Origin of the sequence: Paenibacillus sp. FSL E2-0201 (genome assembly GCF_037963325.1) — a bacterium.
Lineage (GTDB): Bacteria > Bacillota > Bacilli > Paenibacillales > Paenibacillaceae > Paenibacillus_AQ.
Genome location: NZ_CP150154.1, coordinates 449,018 through 463,782, shown reverse-complemented (window position 1 = coordinate 463,782; position 14,765 = coordinate 449,018). Strand labels below are relative to the sequence as shown.

13 protein-coding genes are annotated in these 14,765 nt (G+C 45.7%); 5 read left to right on the top strand and 8 right to left on the bottom strand.

The window, feature by feature from the left end:
- The first annotated feature begins 364 nt into the window (after positions 1-364).
- The gene (locus NSU15_RS02095) at positions 365-2,632 is read left to right on the top strand and encodes an alpha/beta hydrolase (RefSeq protein WP_339288942.1); all 2,268 of its coding nucleotides are present in this window, start codon (positions 365-367) and stop codon (positions 2,630-2,632) included.
- A gap of 128 nt (positions 2,633-2,760) precedes the next feature.
- Here NSU15_RS02095 and NSU15_RS02090 read toward each other — a convergent pair whose 3' ends face one another.
- Positions 2,761-3,810 (bottom strand): lactonase family protein, encoded by a 1,050-nt coding sequence (locus NSU15_RS02090; RefSeq protein WP_339288940.1) that lies wholly within the window; start codon positions 3,808-3,810, stop codon positions 2,761-2,763.
- A gap of 249 nt (positions 3,811-4,059) precedes the next feature.
- Between NSU15_RS02090 and NSU15_RS02085 the strand changes: the two genes are divergently transcribed.
- From NSU15_RS02085 to NSU15_RS02075, 3 genes are all read left to right on the top strand, one after another.
- Complete coding sequence (locus tag NSU15_RS02085) at positions 4,060-4,320, top strand: GlsB/YeaQ/YmgE family stress response membrane protein (RefSeq protein ID WP_042123669.1); 261 nt, start codon at positions 4,060-4,062, stop codon at positions 4,318-4,320.
- A gap of 246 nt (positions 4,321-4,566) precedes the next feature.
- Positions 4,567-5,067: a cytochrome c biogenesis protein CcdC gene (locus NSU15_RS02080; RefSeq protein ID WP_339288938.1), complete on the top strand. Its 501-nt coding sequence runs from the start codon at positions 4,567-4,569 to the stop codon at positions 5,065-5,067.
- 174 nt (positions 5,068-5,241) lie between these two features.
- The gene (locus tag NSU15_RS02075; RefSeq protein WP_042123664.1) at positions 5,242-6,207 is read left to right on the top strand and encodes an L-lactate dehydrogenase; all 966 of its coding nucleotides are present in this window, start codon (positions 5,242-5,244) and stop codon (positions 6,205-6,207) included.
- A 60-nt stretch (positions 6,208-6,267) separates the two neighbouring features.
- On the opposite strand, the gene NSU15_RS02070 is transcribed toward NSU15_RS02075, so the two are convergent.
- Positions 6,268-8,508 carry a heavy metal translocating P-type ATPase gene (locus tag NSU15_RS02070; RefSeq protein ID WP_042123662.1) on the bottom strand — a complete coding sequence of 747 codons (2,241 nt, stop codon included), beginning with the start codon at positions 8,506-8,508 and terminating at the stop codon, positions 6,268-6,270.
- A 229-nt stretch (positions 8,509-8,737) separates the two neighbouring features.
- On the opposite strand from NSU15_RS02070, the gene NSU15_RS02065 reads away from it, so the two are divergent.
- Positions 8,738-9,499 carry a CPBP family intramembrane glutamic endopeptidase gene (locus tag NSU15_RS02065; protein ID WP_339288936.1) on the top strand — a complete coding sequence of 254 codons (762 nt, stop codon included), beginning with the start codon at positions 8,738-8,740 and terminating at the stop codon, positions 9,497-9,499.
- 119 nt (positions 9,500-9,618) lie between these two features.
- Here the strand turns inward: NSU15_RS02065 and NSU15_RS02060 are convergent, their stop codons facing one another.
- From NSU15_RS02060 to NSU15_RS02035, 6 genes are all read right to left on the bottom strand, one after another.
- Positions 9,619-9,984, bottom strand: a complete 366-nt coding sequence (locus NSU15_RS02060) for a metalloregulator ArsR/SmtB family transcription factor (RefSeq protein WP_042123658.1) — start codon at positions 9,982-9,984, stop codon at positions 9,619-9,621.
- A gap of 112 nt (positions 9,985-10,096) precedes the next feature.
- The gene (locus NSU15_RS02055; RefSeq protein ID WP_042123656.1) at positions 10,097-10,831 is read right to left on the bottom strand and encodes an ABC transporter permease; all 735 of its coding nucleotides are present in this window, start codon (positions 10,829-10,831) and stop codon (positions 10,097-10,099) included.
- 2 nt (positions 10,832-10,833) lie between these two features.
- Complete coding sequence (locus tag NSU15_RS02050; protein WP_042123654.1) at positions 10,834-11,550, bottom strand: ABC transporter permease; 717 nt, start codon at positions 11,548-11,550, stop codon at positions 10,834-10,836.
- Positions 11,547-12,458: an ABC transporter ATP-binding protein gene (locus tag NSU15_RS02045; protein ID WP_076116595.1), complete on the bottom strand. Its 912-nt coding sequence runs from the start codon at positions 12,456-12,458 to the stop codon at positions 11,547-11,549. The genes NSU15_RS02050 and NSU15_RS02045 overlap by 4 nt, the downstream gene beginning before the upstream one ends.
- Positions 12,459-12,528: 70 nt before the next feature.
- Positions 12,529-13,953, bottom strand: coding sequence for a HAMP domain-containing sensor histidine kinase (locus NSU15_RS02040; protein WP_339288934.1), 1,425 nt, complete (start codon positions 13,951-13,953; stop codon positions 12,529-12,531).
- Positions 13,950-14,624, bottom strand: coding sequence for a response regulator transcription factor (locus NSU15_RS02035; protein ID WP_339288932.1), 675 nt, complete (start codon positions 14,622-14,624; stop codon positions 13,950-13,952). Before NSU15_RS02035 ends, NSU15_RS02040 begins: the two co-directional genes overlap by 4 nt.
- Positions 14,625-14,765 lie beyond the last annotated feature (141 nt).

Sequence of the window (14,765 nt, the reverse complement as noted above, 5' to 3'; positions counted from 1 at the left end):
GGCCGAGGCGTTTATGCTTGCAGGTAACAAAAAGAACGGAGGAAAGCCCACGTATGGCAGGTCAAACCGGTCCTATGACACGTGTCTGCGAGCCTAATGCGAGCGTCCCTCCGTCTGTACGGTAAGAACTTTCTTCGATTATTCCTATCTACTTAGTTGGTTATATGGATATAATACTGAAACCCTTTAACTGTGTCAAACCTTTTTTTCCAACCAATGACAAAGGAATCTTGTGAGTCCCACGCTATACAGGCAATGGTGTGGGTTCCTGTAAGATCCACTTGTTATTGATGCTATAAAGTAATATTATTGCTACAGCTTATGGTCTAGAGAAAATTACCGCTTAATGTCGGGAGTGAGAATCATGGGTATGGATTTAGAGTACGTCCCTGCGCCGATAAGACCACGGCTTCACAGGCGAATGACTCAAGAAATTAAACGAAGAGTTAGGGGAACTTACCGTTATGATACAACGGTCTGGAGGACAGCAATCGCTGGTCTTTGGATCGTTTGCTTTTTGGCTTTCACGACTGCTGTATTAGGTATACCTACTGGGTTAGGGGTGCCCACAGATATTGCACTTGCTGCAGGTACGAGCACCATTCTGCTGGCCATTGCCAGCAATATCATAGCCGTACTGATCGCGTTGACCGGACTTCGCATCCCACGATTATTCGCAGGCTGTGTATTGAGCGATTTTGGAGCTATTCTACTAATCTTATATTACGCTGATTTTGAGATTGAAGCAGCGGCACTCATTGCTGTCCTTCTGTCACTACTAGGTGCGTTAGGCGGTTTGGCTATCGGTCTGCTGCGCAGCAAAAGAGTAACACTGGGACTTCTGCTTACCATTACGGTAACTTTTTCCCAACTGGCTCTGGCAAACGGAGTGCAGGAACTTCCTACTTTGGAGCCTATTGATATCAGTGATTCGGATGTAATTCCACTGACTGCCTCCGATCCGGCACAACCTGGCAATCAAGCTTATCAGTCCTTCACCTATGCCAACGGTAAGGATTTGCACCGAACGGAATACGGCAAGGATGCAAATGTGATCTCTTCTACAGTAGATGCTTCTGCTTATATTAAGAATTGGTCAAAACTGCGCACTTTATTCTGGGGATTCGATTATAATGCACTTCCACTTAATGGTCGTGTATGGATGCCTGAGGGCGAAGGTCCCTATCCGGTAGTGTTGATGGTGCACGGAAATCACATGATGGAAGATTACTCTGACGGAGGGTATGCTTATCTCGGTGAACTCTTGGCCAGTCGAGGGTTTATCGCAATTTCCCTGGATGAGAATTTCCTCAACTATTCGGCTTGGTCTGGTATTCCGGACAATGATTTTAAAGTACGAACCTGGATCATTCTGAAACATCTGGAACAGCTTGCAGATTTCTCAGAACAACCGGGCAATCCTTTTTATCAGAAAATAGATTTCACAAAAACCGCCCTGCTCGGTCATAGCCGCGGTGGACAAGCTGTTGCTATGGCTGCAGATGCCGATCGCTGGTTCAAAAATGATCCCGTTATGAAGGCAGTAGATCGTTTTAATATAACCTCTGTAGTCGCCCTTGCCCCAACGGACAAAGCGATAGACGATCAGCAAGCCCGTCTCAAGGATGTTAACTATTTGACTCTGCAAGGGGCTCGCGATGGGGATGTACATGATTTCTATGGTGATCGACAGTATATACGTACTTCCTATTCCCAAGGGTCCTCCGCTTTCAAAAGCTCGCTGTATATTGCGGACGCCAATCACAGTCAGTTCAACAGCGATTGGGGTGCCTATGATCAGACATTACCTGCTGGACTCTTTTTAAATCGAGCGCAAATTATGGAAGCAGATAAACAGCGGCAAATCGCAAAAGTCTATGTATCAGCTTTTCTGGAGACTACCTTACATGGAAAAGACGAATACCAGAGCTTGTTCCGGGATTACCGCAGCGGACTGAAATGGCTACCGGATACTACTTACTACAGTCGATTCCAGGATGGCGGATATCGGCCAGTAGCCACATTTGACGAGGATCGCAACAAGAATACCGTTGATCTTGGAACAGCAGAAGCTTCCGGATTATCCTGGTCGGAAGAGCTCGCGAAGGATCGTGAATCTAAGAGTAAAGGCACCTATGGTGTCGTTCTTGAACGGACAGCCAAAAAAGACGAGGACGCCTATTACAACATTAAGCTTAAAGACAGTGTTGTTACTGAAATGGCCCTTTCAGACGCAGACGGTCTTACGTTCTCCTTAGCAAACCTCAATGGTGATATTAAGGATGAATTAAATATTCCGCTACCTCCGAATGTAGAGGTGGAATTAACCGACAAAAATGATACCTCAGCACGCTTGCCGCTAAGTGAGGTAATGGATATTCTTCCACTGCCGCAAACTCAGTTCACGTTATTCCCATGGCTTGAAGAACGGATTAATGATGGGAAATACGGTGATCTATCCGAAGCTGTTTTTCAAACCTATGAGATGCCTTTCGAACAGTTTCAAGAGGAAGAACCCGAGCTAGAGCCTGAGAACCTGACGGAAATCACCTTCTACCTTGAAGCTGAGGGAGATAAAATCATGCTAGATGACATTGGCTTCTACGATTTAGGAATTCGAAACACGTTTTAAGGTATCTTGCCATTATACCAATAAGGCCTTCCCCTCAGCACATGTAGAGCTGATTGGAAGGCCTTTTATTTTGATGGATTACGGGGAATAGCCCCTAATATTGAAACATACAATAACCTATTCCCAGCCTACAAGGCTTGAATACAGACTGGTGTCTTTATCTTCAGCTCATTCCCTGTAGGAATTAATCTGCCACTGTCACTATCGATGGAGAACGAAGTAATAATGTCGCTATTTTGATTCGCAGCGAGCAGCTTGCCGCCAATGATGGCGAAATTACGCGGAGTACGTCCGCCTGTAACCTGCCAATCTACCGCTTCAAGATGACCTGTTGAACCCTCAATATGGAACAAGGCGATACTGTCTTGTCCCCGGTTCGAGACATACAAGAATTTACCGCATGGCGATACATGAATATCGGAAGCTGTATCATCACTACCCGCAATGTATTGCTCTGGAAGCGTGCTAACATGCTCTAAAATGCTGAGGTTCCCATTCTGCTCATCATTAGCAAATACCGTTACTGTACAGTTTAGTTCATTCGCCAGGTAAATCCATTGTCCTGAAGGGTGTACCGCCAGATGGCGGGGGCCTGAACCAGGTGGGAGATTAATCTCCCGATGCTTAGACAGCTTACCTTCTTCAAGGCGATAAATCAGGATTTGATCCAGTCCCAAATCGCAAACCAGTATATGCTTTCCGCTTCCATCCGGAATGACGGAGTGTGGATGCGGAGCCTCCTGACGGTCTTCACGAATTCCTGAACCTACATGCTTCACTTGGTCAGACATAACCTGAAGCGAGCCATCCTCATTTACAGGAAATACGTTAGCGTTGCCACCGGAATAATTAGAGACAAATATGTAATCTTGCTTAGGACTGATGGAGACATAACAAGGAGCGCCGCCTTCCGTAGGACGACTTCCAAGTGGACTCAGCGCTTTAGTAACAGGATCAATAGCAAAAGCATAGACCTCGCCCTCATCCTTCTCACTAACCGCATAGAGCACGCTTCCTGTGCTGTTTACTGCTAAAAACGATGGATTCTCAATGCCCTTTGTACCCTCAAGAATCTTCATTTCCCCTGATGAAGGACTAAGCGAGCATAATAGAATAGCTTCCTCACCTTCAGGGTTATACGTTCCCACATAAAACAATACCTCATTAGGCCGTTCCATAGTAGCGACTCCTTTGTTTGTATAAAGTGTATTTACTTCTTAATTACCCTTTACTGATAGCATCTTACTCAGTATTTCATAATATTTTTTCACTATAGCATGTTTATAGTTGTAATACATTATCGAGTTGAATTTTGAGCCCACTTCCTAACAATTCCGGTAGAAGTAAGTTTTTACAAGTGGTTTAAACATGATTGGCAAGGTTAATAGTAGACATCGAAAACAACAAAACGAAGGAGTTGAAGTAACATGAGTTTTTTATGGATGTTAATTGTTGGTGGGATTATTGGTTGGTTAGCGGGTCTGATTATGGGCAGAGATATTCCAGGCGGGGTTATTGGTAACATTATCGCAGGTATTATCGGTTCATGGCTCGGCGGCGTGCTTCTGGGAAGCTGGGGACCTAAAGTAAGTGATTTCTACTTCTTCCCTTCATTGATCGGGGCCGTTGTTCTGATCTTTATCGTCAGCCTTATTCTTCGCTCAACAAGCGGACGCAGCCGTTCATAAGCTAGACCGAACTAATATTATCGGGCTACTTCCCTAAATGAATATTTATGCTAAAAAATAGCAGGTCTAGGCGGTTTAGCCTTGATCTGCTATTTGGTGTTTTCGGCTCCTTTCTACTTAAAGTAGTTTGCAGTGCTTTTCATGAAGTTACTACCTCCGTACAGCGGCTACACTTCAATGTTCTGCCATCGTTTTTCTGTTATAATGAAGATACAAGTGACTCAAATCATAGAGAGGTCGTGAATCATGGGTAGCATTAACCCCTCACTCCTACATATCGGCTCCACTATAGGGACCTTGCTCATGGCGCTAATGGTTATTTTTATTCGTCTTAAAGCTAGCGCACGTCCGGTTACCATTCGAAAAATATGGATTCCTCCTCTAGGTATGTCGACCGGCTTTGCCATGTTCGTTGTACCTGAAGTTAGGTTTCCTTTATGGTGGGCAGCGCTCGCCTTTCTGATCGGCTGGTTCATCTTCGCGTATCCTCTAATACGCAGTACAAACTTCGAACAACGGGATGGACAAATCTATGCTCAGCGTTCTAAGAGCTTTGCTTTCATCCTGCTCGGACTTCTTCTAGTCCGCACCTTACTTCATGAATTTATTAATAGTTATGTTTCTATCCCACAGTCCGGCGGATTGTTCTTCATCTTGGCCTTCGGGATGATTGTTCACTGGAGATTCTTTATGTACAAACGTTATAAGGTAATGACTTCCTCGGAGACACAATCCCTAAAGTCATAAGTATATATTGTTATTCCAAGAAGCCATTTCAATCCATATGATTGAGATGGCTTTTTACTATTGAACGCCTTGGAGTAAAAAAAATCATTTTTTCTGTGTCCGATGTTAGGTAACTTGCGGAGGGATACGTTAAAATATATGCATATCTAACGATAGAGAGTGAGGTCAAGGCAATTGAAAAGTAAATCGAGAAAAGTCGCCATCGTCGGTGCCGGAATGGTCGGTTCCAGCTGCGCCTACTCCATGGTCAATCAGGCGATTTGTGATGAGATCATGATGATCGACCGCACCTATGACCGTGCTATGGCACAAGCACTTGATCTCTCGCACTGCATGGATTTCACCAACACACGCACAAAGGTGTATGCCGGAACCCATAGCGACTGTGCAGGAATGGATGTAGTTATCCTGACTGCCGGCGCCAATCCAACGGCGGGACAGACAAGATTGGATGTTCTGGAAGCCTCTGCGGTAATTACTAGAGAAATTATCACCAACATCATGGCTGGGGGATTCGATGGAATATTCGTAGTCGCCGCTAATCCAGTCGATATTGTCACTTATATGGTATGGAAAATATCAGGGCTGCCCCGCCACAGAATTATTGGTACGGGAACCTCCATTGACTCCTCACGCCTAAAGACACTACTGTCCGATGTATTCTCTATTGATCCGCGCAGCGTTAACGGCTACGCGCTCGGAGAACATGGTGAATCCCAGTTTGTAGCTTGGTCACATGTGACGATTGGCGGCAAGCCTATCCTGCAAATTATGGAGCAGCATCGCGAGCGGTTCCAGCATCTGGATCTGGAGGATATCTCCCGCAAGACCAAAGACGCGGGCTGGGAGATATTCACCAAAAAAGGCTCTACACATTTCGGTATTGGCAGCGCACTGGCCTACATTACTCGCTCCATCCTGAATGATGAGCACAAGATCATTGCCGTATCTGCAATTCTGGACGGAGAGTACGGGCAAAGTGGTGTATGTACCGGTGTGCCTGCCATTATTGGCAGTACTGGCATTCAAGAACTGCTCGAGCTTAACCTAAACACTGAAGAAGCAGCGAAATTCGACGCCTCCTGCAGCATTGTACGCGCAGGTATTGAGAGTCTGCACTTGGAAGACAACCCCCTTTAAACAAAAGAAATCGCTCTTTGGGATCAGTAAGTAACACCAATACCCTAAAGAGCGATTTTTTTATCCTTGATCTTTAACCTTTAATGCTCGAATACTGTTCAGTACAGCTAACACAGTTACCCCAACGTCTGAGAATACGGCTTCCCACATCGTGGCGATCCCAAATGCACCGAGGACAAGAAATATAGCTTTAACGCCTAAAGCAAAGATAATATTCTGCCATACAATCATCCGTGTGCGCTTAGAAATTCCGATAGCTACAGCAATCTTAGATGGTTCATCAGTCATAATAACGATATCTGCCGCTTCAATCGCTGCATCCGAGCCCAGTCCACCCATTGCGATCCCCACATCTGCTCTAGCCAGTACCGGGGTATCATTAATTCCATCACCGACAAAAATAATTTTCTCACGATGTGACTTTTCACGATCCAGCTTCTCGATGGCCTCTACCTTATGCTGCGGTAAAAGCTCCGCGTGTACCTCATCTACACCTAACTGCTTCCCAACAGCTTCAGCTACGGAAGAAGCATCGCCAGTAAGCATCACCGTCTTGCGGATGCCAAGTTTTTTGAGCGTCTGAATGGCCTGCAGTGAGTCCTCCTTCACTTCATCAGCAATCACCAGATATCCTCCATACTGATGATCCACTGCGATGTGAACTACTGTACCACTCTGCTCTGGCACCTCATAAGCTATACCCTCTCGCTCCATCAGACGCGCGTTACCTGCAAGGACCGTCTTACCTTCAATCGAAACCTCAATTCCGTGACCAGAGATTTCATTGTAATTGGAGATCGCTTCCTTAGAAATCTGTTCTCCATAAGCCGTCCGAATCGATTCGGCAATCGGGTGATTCGAATGGCTCTCCGCATAAGCGGCTATTCGCAGCAATTCATCCTTAGAGTTACCACCCGATGGATAAATTCCAGTGACCTTAAACTGCCCCTTGGTCAACGTTCCTGTCTTATCAAAGACAACTACTTTCACATCATTTAATGCTTCAAGGTAGTTACTTCCTTTGATTAGAATTCCACTGCGTGAAGCTGCACCAATTCCTCCGAAGAAACCGAGTGGAATTGAGACCACAAGCGCACACGGACAGGAGATTACGAGAAATACAAGCGCCCGGTAAATCCAATCTGAAAAGGTTGCCCCGCTAATCACTAGCGGAGGAACGACAGCCAGCAGTACAGCTGTGATCACTACTATAGGTGTGTAAGCCCGTGCAAATTTAGTAATGAAGTTCTCCGTTTTCGCCTTGTTGCTCGAAGCATTCTGCACCAGTTCCAGAATTTTAGATACAGCTGATTCTCCAAAGGTCTGCGTGACTTGCATAGTAATAACACCGTTCCGATTAATAAACCCACTTAATACCGTACTTCCCGGTCCAGCCGAACGCGGTACAGATTCCCCGGTAAGTGCTGATGTATCCATCATGGCGCTCCCCTCAAGGATCGTTCCGTCCAGAGGTACCTTTTCACCCGGTTTCACAACAATCAAATCACCGATCGCCACTTCCTCAGGGGAGACTCGTTTAAGATCATTTCCAAGCTTAAGGTAAGCAAATTCAGGACGGATATCCATAAGTGCCGTGATAGATCGGCGTGAACGGTTTACTGCCAGACCTTGGAACAGTTCTCCGATTTGGTAAAAAAGCATAACCGCTACACCCTCTGGATACTCACCAATCGCAAAGGCACCGATGGTTGCGAGAGCCATCAAGAAATTCTCATCGAACACCTGACCCCGGATAATGTTCTTCACTGCTTGCCAGACGACCTCACTACCCACGATGAGATAGGCTGCTAAGAAAATCAGTAGTTCTACTACACCCTCGACCGGTAAGAATATTCCGGCAAGAGCGAGTATGCCACCGCCACCTAACCGCAGTAGAATCTTACGGGTATCGCCTTCCCCATGCTCGTGACTGTGACCATGGCTATGGCCATCCGCATCATCATGCTTATGTCCGTCTGCAGCCTGATGATCGTGGTCATGTCCATGTTTATGATCATGTTGATGACTACTGTTATTATGCGGCTTGCGACTACCCGAAACCTTCTCTTTCACATTTACATGGGGCTCAAGTGCTTTCACCGTTTTCTTTGCTTCAACAATCGCTGACTCCTCATAACCTGCGGCGGTTTCCATCGTCATTGTCTTCGTAACAAAATTAACAGAGCAAGACGATACGCCTTCAATCTTCTTCACTTTATCTTCAATTTTCATTGCGCAATTGGCGCAATCTAAGCCTTCTAATTCCCACTGACGTTTTACTTTTCCTTGCATCGTATCCATACGGCACATCTCCTCAGATAAAAACCATATATGAGCACTTGTTCATATGTTATCTTATTGCTATTATATTCCCTTTATTTTTGAAGGTCAATACGTGATATGCACCATTTTTCTCCGTTTCCATAAAAATTAAATAAATTGACCTTTTCACGAAAATATGTAAAATTATGCATGATCACTTTCTAGATGGATTGGCAACTGAAAGATAAAGAAAGGATGAATGTAGACCATGTCAAAGCTAGCCAAAACGTCTTCTTTTTCACAGAAATACCCTGTTTGGACCGTTGTTATTATTGAGGTGTTGTTACTTTTAGCGGTATCAGCCGCCGGGACTTACGCCACACTTAAAGGGCTATCGTATACCGCTCCAGTACTGATCTCCTTTATTCCAATTGCTCTTGTACTACTCATCTACTTCACGGTTAAGAACAAATGGAGTGATCTTGGCTTCCGTCCTCTGAACACCATATCTTCTGGGAATTGGATCTATTATGCACCTCTATTGGTCATCCTGATCACCATATCCTTTAAAGGTTTTCGTGAAATCAGTACGTCTGAGGTATTGTTCTTTATCTTTTTCACCCTGCTTGTAGCTTTTGTGGAAGAGAGTATCTACCGCGGATTGATTTTCAAGACTTTGCTCAGTAAGGGTGCTACAACGGCAGTAATTACTTCAAGTATTCTATTCTCTATTACCCACTTACTTAATGCCTTATCTGGTACAGACATCACTCAAGTCCTTCTACAGCTCGTATATGCTCTTCTGATCGGCTTTGTGCTTTCTTTATTGATGTTGAAAAATAATAATATTGTTCCGCTGATATTGTTTCATTTTGTACATAATCTGATTCAGTTTGTTGGTAACGATAATACAAGCGATTATATAGGAATTGATCTGCTCATTCTCCTGGTGCTCGCTGCTCAATGTGTCTGGCTAGTATTATCCTTTAGAAAACCAAACATGACGAAGAACCTAAATCAAGCTGGTTAATCGACGCCATTCCTTTAAGAAGAGCATATTCATCGCAAACCCACTGCGACATAATAAGAAAAGGGAATCCCAAGCGCCTGAAACGGCTGTTGGAATTCCCTCTTTTTTTGCTTCCCTAGCTATTCGTGACGGACATGTTCATGTGTCTGCAGAAAGATCTGCTCTACATGCGCATCATTGAGCGAATAGAATACCGTCTTCCCTTCTTTACGACGCTTCACAATTCGTAAATTCCGTAAATAACGGAGCTGATGGGATATCGCAGATTGGCCCATATCAAGGATCACAGACAAATCGTGTACACATAATTCTTTCTGGGACAAAGCGTAAATGAGCCGCACTCGTGTTGGATCACCCAACGCCTTGAACATCTCTGCCATTTTATCCGTTATTCCTCGGTCAGGCAGGATCAATGCAATGGATTCCGGTTCAAGCTCCGAACCCTTGCATGTATTATCGCAATCCTCTAATGCCGTTGGCTCCATGCTATCGCCCTCCTCCACCAGCTAGTTAGCTTTGCTGATTGTTTTCTTCAATTATATGAAAACCAGCTCTGGATGTCCATTGAGAAGGCGTGTATACACTCCGAGTTGCATATCAGACCGCTTTACGATAAAAGGAGATCAGTCCTGCCATAAAAAAGACAATGAAGCTTCCGCCCACTACCATCATCAGCGTTTCGAACGGTAAATTAAAAGCCCCAAACGTGTCATCACCATACGGCATCATTGCCAACATCGGTTGTACCCAAGGATAATAAGGACCATAGGTTGAAGAATTGGCGATCAGCATATTGGGAATGGTCAGACTCACATTAAGCGCCAGCGGTGCGCCGAAACTGCTCCAGCCTTGAGAGATAGCCAGCTGCAGTGCAGCGAGTGGCAGACAGGCAACAAAGCCGCCAAATACCGAGCTAAGTAGCAGCGACCAAGGGATTGAACCCGGAATATCTCGGAATAAACCCATTCCCAGCACCATCACCAGGAACGTTAGTTGGACCGCAGCCAGCAATCCGATAATCATCACATATTTTGAAAGGTATACTGATAACCGAGTCACAGGCAGAGACAGCAACATCTTCCAGCCCCCGTCATGATGTTCATAACGACAGATCAGCGCGGCGAAAATACCCGAGAGTACAGGTAGAAACAGCAAGGCATGCATCATGGACATCACATTTAACAGCAGTTCCCAACTCATCTTCTCCCCTTCGTTATCTGCCAATGCCCCGGGAAGTAATGCTAAAATCGGACTGCCTATAACTAAAAGCCAGACATATGATTTAGACATTTTTAATCGTTCTGAGGATAATACTCTCCAAAATGAATTCATCGTTAATCCACATCCTTTCGTGCGAAGTGCAGTGCACCCGGCAAAAGAATCAGCAGCCCCAGCAGCAACCCTGCGCCGCTAAATAAGAGACGATGAGAAGAGTCCCAAGCCATATAGGGCCATGTTAAGGGAACCCATTCTGAAAGTAACATAGAAAAGATAGATACCAGAGATAAGGTAATCCCCAGAGCGACCGGCAATGTCTGATTTCGGTTAGCCAGAGAAAGCCACAGCTGCAAGGCAATTACCGGCAACGCCGCGATATAGGACATAAAACCAATTCGTAACACATCCAAATAAGGAATCAGTTCTACCTTGAAGCCCAAAACAAGCCCTAAACCAACTGTACCCACCGAAAGCAGCAAACAAGAAACCGCCACTAGCACCAAACATAACACCAGCTTAGCCATAAATACTGAAGTACGTGAGATAGGTAGCGCCAAGAGCTGCTTCCACGAGCTCATCTGATGTTCTACATTTGCAATCAACGAGCATACTAAGGTCCCTCCGAGAAAAAGAGCAATGGGCACAAATGCAGCCACATTGTTCAGAAGTCCACCCCATAAATCCGCGCTATACTGCTCGCGAAGATAATCATAACGAAGGCCGAAGTTCAAGCCTTGCATGGCTACAAGTCCAAGCGGTCCAAGAAACACTAGAAACCAGAGTCCCTTGCCACGGATTTTGAGCCAATCCGCCGACAGTGCCCGCCACATCATGATTCCTCTCCTCCTACAACCTGCAGGAAGAAGTCCTCAAGTGATTGTCTCCGCTCCTCTACACGATAAATAGCATGCCCATTCTCTACCAAGGCTTTGACTAGCAAGGCAACTCTTGCATCGATCATCCGGGAGAAGACTAGCTTTTGGTCTTGAAGTAGCCCTGCGTACCCCCGTTCTTCAGCAAGACGAAGCGCGGCCTCCGGGTCCGAGACTGCTAAACGCATTTCTCCCCCGGCTTGCCGCTGCAGATTCGTTATACTATCTTGGTACACCATTTGCCCTTGACGAATGATCCCTACGGTATCCGCCATTTGCTCAATTTCACTAAGCAAGTGACTGGATACTACGACAGTAATCCCTTGCTCCTGCGGCAATCGTTTAATCAGTCCGCGAATTTCCTGAATCCCAGACGGGTCAAGTCCATTCGTCGGCTCATCCAGAATAAGCAGCTCCGGTTCCCCGAGCAAGGCAGCAGCGATACCTAGTCTCTGCTTCATCCCGAGGGAGAAGCCTTTAACCGGGCGCTTCTCTTCCCCTGTTAAGGAAACAATATCAAGCACCTCAGCAATCCGTGACTTCGGAGCACCAAGAATACGCCGGATGGCTTCAAGATTATCCACAGCGCTTAAGTGCCCGTAATAGGATGGAGACTCTACAAGCGACCCTACCTTCCGCAAAATTTGCATTTTATGCTTGCGAAGATCCTGGCCGAATACTTCAATCCCTCCTGATGTTGGAGTGATCAGTCCAAGCAGCATACGAATTGTTGTTGTTTTCCCTGCCCCGTTTGGGCCAAGAAAGCCATAGATTTCTCCCTTGCGGATGTTCAAATTTAAATTTTCCACCGCAGCCCGGCCACGGTATTTTTTTAATAAATCCTTCGTTTCAATCACTGTTTCTTTCATGTTCCTCACCTCGATAATTAGCATAACGTCCCAAGGTTAAGAACAAGGCGGCACGAAGTTTAAGTTTTGTTTAAATTTCATCCCGTGGATTGAAGATTACAATAGAGGTGCCATCTCCTGTACTCTTCATATCCCACTCTAACTCCATATGCTTCATTAACAGATCCACGATGGACAGCCCTAATCCTGCCCCTTTGTAATCGGATGGACTCTGGATACCTCTACCGTGATCCGTTATCAAAATAACGCGTTGCCCATTACGGGACTCCGTAGAAATCCCTACATAAAGACCGCTGTTGGCATGACGTACAATATTCTGAAACAGATTATCAAGAATACGGCGGAACCACACCTCATCCACCATCCAGATTAGTGGTTCAGCTTCGAGATCAATATCGATCTCGAAGCCCTCTTTTTCCCATACGGGGTACCAAGCAGCGGCACTTTCCCGCAACAAACGCAGGACATCTTTACGTTCCGGCTTTAAGGTAATCCTTCCGCTGCTCAGTAAATTGTAGGATAAAAGATTCTCGATCAAGACGCTAAGATCCGCAATACGCTCATCCATAAGCTGTAGGGACTGTTGACCTTTTGGAGTTAAGCTCTCCTTAGTCATTACATGAATGTGGCTGCGGATGACTGTAAGCGGCGTACGCAAATCATGAGATAGGTTGGATACTAAACGCTTTCGCAGCTCCTCTTCTTCTAATTCCCTGCGTCGACTTTCGTCAAGCTTTACGACCATCGTATTAAAGGCTTCCTCCAATCGGCCAATCTCGTCCAGTTTGCCTGTCGCTATAGGTCTAGGCATTCTATCTGGACCCGTAATGGTCATCGCCGTTTGTAGCTGTAGTAGCCGTTTGCGTATTTTTTTAAAGAACAGCAAAGAAACCAGTGCGAACCCTCCAAAAAGTACAAAGAGCACAAAATAATACAAAGCCCAAGCCCCGACTCCCCCATAAGCCCCTTTGTTTAGCAGCTTGTTTGGAATTTGCATCACCATAAACCCTTTGCCCGCATCCGCTCGGTCTCCCATGAAGGCGACAATGGCTAAAGGATCACGCTTTGTACTTTCTTTCATAAAAAAAATAGCCTCAGCCGCAGTCCACTGCTCCGGAACTCCGCTGCCATCATCCGGATTGCCTTCATCAGGTGTAAGAATCAACTGGGTCATTCCCTGCCCATCTACCCAAAACATAGTAGCCTCAGTGTATTTCTGGCTCAGTTCATGTAGCCGCTCATTTATGCCTTCCGAAGAAGCATCTTCCAATTGAAGCGCCTCTTTATGCCACATGGTCTCCAGCGCTGCAACACTCGAATACAGAGAGGTGTCTACAGGTGGAGCCCCTTTAGTCACTTCATTAACCATATTGTAGATAACAAAAGATAACGGCAGGACCACAGGGATAAAAAGCAGTGCAGAAACAATAATAAGCAAATATCCCGATAACAAAGAGGAGTTACGCTGCTTACGAATGCGCCCTAACTCCCTCATGCTCTTACTCGATATCCGATCCCGCGGACCGTTTCTATAATTTCCGGATTGCCCGGATCAAGTTCTAGCTTTTCGCGCAAATACCGAATATGTACCATTAGCGTTTTATCCCCTTCGATATAGCTCTCCCCCCAGACCGTTTCATAGATCTGCTCCTTCGTCATAATCTGACCAAGATGACGCAGCAAATAAGAAAAAATCTGAAACTGCTTACCCGTAAGCATGATTTCTTCCTGTGTCTGAGCATTTATCACTCGGTTATCCCCTTCATAGACGACTAAGTGCTTAAGCGCGAGTGAATCCTGTACTGCTGCTCCATTCCGTCTAAGCAGCACCTCAATACGGGCTGCCAATTCATCCGGATGAAAAGGCTTGGTCAAATAATCGTCCGCGAACTCAAGGCCCTGTAACTTGTCATCAATCGAGGTTCGGGCTGAGAGCATCAGAATCGGCAGCTTTGGGTACACCCGCTTCAAGCGTTGGCCGACAGTAAATCCATCCAAACCCGGAAGCATAACGTCCAGAATAGCCAAATGACAAGGCGCCGCTTCCTCCGTCGCTCCCTCCCCGCTCCGCATCCAACGTACACTATAGCCACGCCCACTTAAATCCGCAGACACGACGCTGCCGATTTCATGATCATCTTCAATATATAACAGAGTAACGGTCATGTATTTTAAGTCCTCCCCTGAGAAATTACGTAAAAAGTTGAAGTCATTATAACATGTTTTCACAGGACACTCAGGGACTTATCTTTTAAAAAAGCCCTCCTAAACCCGTGGGGGATAGGAAGGCTTTCGGAATTGATTTTA